The following is a 3,322-nucleotide window of genomic DNA, read 5'->3' as shown; positions in this document are numbered from 1 at the left end:
ACCTTGATCTGCAATCGAAATTTTGTCTCCAATGAAGCTACCGCCATCGATGACCACTTGGTTATTGCCATTATAAGTAAACCAGTAGTCTTCTGTGCGTGTAACCCCAGTGCTTGTCGGTGACACTGCTTGAGTTGCTGACGCCACTTCAGCAGGATTGAAGTACGCAGTAGTTGTCGCAATCGAGAACGTTTCGATAGGAGACCCACCGATCGGTGTTCCGTCTATAGGTGTAACCTCAACAGGGATATCAACACCTCTACCGCCGCCACCACCACCATCGCCGCCACCGCCACTGCTAGGCTTAGGATCGACATAAATAGTGATAACTTTTTCCAACGTACCACCACGGTTATCATTAGCTGTCAATGTGACATTATAGCTTGTAGTTGAGCTCGAGTGATTCGATATCGTACCTCTAAGTTGTTTCTTGGTCGCATCATAATACAGAGACCCAGGCACTCTTGGTGTTTTCACAGAAAATAGTAATGTATCGCCATCAGGATCCGAGAATCGACTGAAAGGAATATTGTATTTGCCCTCTGCATTGTGTCTAAAGCTCGCTGACATTGGTGCGCCGGTATACACTGGTTTACTATTTGCGTTCGCCACAGCTTCAATGTTGATTGCCACGTTGGCTTCTCGCCATGTCCCGTTACTGTCTGTTGCTCTCAGCTTAGCGGTGTAGTTGCCCGCTACTTTCACAGTTCCCGTAAGTTCACGCGAAGACGAATTAAAAGACAACCCTTCGGGTAAACTAGACATACTGTACGTAATTGGATCTCCGTCAGGATCAGTAAATGCCGTCGCTGGAATTTTACTGTATATGCTTTGCCCCGCCTTACCTGCGGCGACCAGCGACACACTTGAGTTACGTACTGGTGCTCGGTTTCTTTGAACAATTGGATCTGGCGCCGAAACCTGTACCCGCACTTTTACGTACTTGCCATCAATTCTTCTACCGAGCGGATCTTTTGCATATAGCTTAAAGATATAAGGCTCTGAACGATGTGCACTCCTTGGCGGGTCAATCGTCAACGACTGCAACCCCGAACCGTTCGGACTTGATAGTTTGATCCAGCTGCTGGCCCCTCCTGTTGGCGTTTCCATCCCAAACGAATCGTATCCACTGTCAAACCATTGTTCTGGGCTATATCTATTAATGCCCGAATCAGCTTTAACGGAAACCCCAGGTGCGTCGATGATCTTTGCAGACATATTGACACTCTTTGAGAACCCTTTGCTTGTGTCTGTCATCGTAACTGTCAAAGTGTATTCGCCCGCGGCTCTATTCGTAAATGTGCCACTGAACATCCCTGTTGTACTGTTTATGCTCAAGCCTTCAGGCACTCTTGGTGAACCAGACAAGCTATATCTAATCTTTAATGACGAGTCTTTAATGCTAATGTACTTTTTAAACGAGTCAGACGTAACCGGATAATATTCTTCTCTAAAAATTGGCGGAATATTGCCAACACTGACCGGATCAACATTCGTCACATTAAACTTCACCGTTGTTTTATCATTCACCGATGAGTTTGATGAATCCCTCAATGTAATGGTTGCCGTGCGTGTACCGCTAGCATTGTACTTTAAAGTACCTGAGATGACCCCAGTCTTACTATTTATACTTAACCCCGAAGGTAAACCGCTTGCGCTATAACTAGAAGTTGAACTCGATCGAGCAAAAAAACCACTTGTTCCAAAGTTCACAGCTTGACCTTCTCGCACATTTTGATCAGGCACAGCCAGTGAGCCTGATACTTGTATGGTGTGCTTCGCACTCTCTTTCACTCGGCCATCAGCGTCAAAAATCTTCACTTGTATCCATTGAGCACCAGCTTGATTCGCAGTAAATTGGGGGGACTTCCCGTATTTAGAATCAACACTCAATCCTGAAGAGTGCGTCCATTCATATCTTACTTTGGCCTGAGAGTCATTGGTGCTCGCTGTCGCACCAAAGGTACTTTTATAGTTCGTAGAAGTCGGTGCTGTGATGTTTACATTTGGTAACGGCATACCTGCAAACACATCAAATGATGTGGTTGTTTTAGATGTTTCTTCAGTCACTTCAACGGCCGTAACGCTGACTCTAAATTTACCACTTTTATTAAACTTGATTTTCAAGACGTTATTAGCATCAATCGAGTATGAATATGCAGACGACCCAAATGCCTCAGCCGCAATTTGCTGCCCCTGCAAATTCGAGCCAGAGCTGAACGACGCTAAGCCGAGTGCTGGCGCTGGAAATTGCTCAACGTTTGTTTGATGTGCCTCGAACTTTGAGTTCGCCCCAAACGTTGCAAGGCCAAATGCGGATGCGCCACCATTTAAGTTACCACCAATGGAATGCGTATCTCCAGGCTGCGTGTCTATTGGCTGAGTGTCTATTGGCGTATTGTTAAGCTCTGTCTGCACGCCTGATATATTGACTTCATACCTTAGAGCATCTTTATCAGGGTCTCCAATGTAATCATCTAAATCAAGTGAAAGCGTCGTCCCTACAGCCACATCCTGAGTTGGGATTGTATCCGCTACTGGCGCCTGGTTGGCACCGCGCGTATTGTTAATTTGTAGTTTTACAAGCGTATGCGTGATTTCTTTAACTTCATCGTTCGCCGAGCTAATAGATGCCCCCTGTGCACCAATTGGCGGTAAACGATCCAACCTGAATACGTAAAGCTTACTTTGACCCGTACCACCTGCATCCGTTGGCGGTAGTATCTCAAGATATTGAATGCCGCCTGCGTCCCGAGATTTTAATTTGACCCAACTTGGATGCCCAGAAATTTTAAAGCGATCGGTACCATTAACCTGATCTAGCTCAGAAAAATCGACCTCCCTATATGTCCTTTCATCTAACGTGATATGGTGTACTTCGATAATTTCGAGCTTAAATGTAACTTCTTTATTTACTCCTTTGCTGGGATCGGACACCGTCACTTTTACATCATAAAAACCTGCCGTGTCCGCATCCGGCGCACCACTCAATTTACCCGTATTTTTATCAATTGATATCCCTGTTGGGACGTTTGCAATTGAATATTGCAATGTGAGTCGGTTGTCCAATGACTTAATGTGGTCGGTTATTAAATTGGTGTTGATGGATTCGCCTTCATCCAATTCAATACTGTCTTTACTGTTATCGTCTTTATGAAAGTCATATACCAAAATGGGGTCAATATCAGTCACATTAATGCGCATCGTCGCCTGCGCGCTAAAACCTGTGTCATGAACGTTTACCACAGTGATCTTGACCGTATGCTGGGCCTTTGCATTGTAGTGTACATCCCCGCTGATCACACCGGTGTTTGCATCAATA

1 protein-coding gene is annotated in these 3,322 nt (G+C 45.3%); it reads right to left on the bottom strand.

Annotation, left to right across the window (positions count from 1 at the left end):
• The coding region (locus L1286_RS23835; protein WP_235409518.1) for a putative Ig domain-containing protein at window positions 1–3,322 on the bottom strand (3,322 nt) is incomplete at both ends.

Source organism: Pseudoalteromonas sp. SMS1, from assembly GCF_021530565.1.
Lineage (GTDB): Bacteria > Pseudomonadota > Gammaproteobacteria > Enterobacterales > Alteromonadaceae > Pseudoalteromonas.
This window is presented reverse-complemented; position numbering and strand designations above follow the sequence as displayed.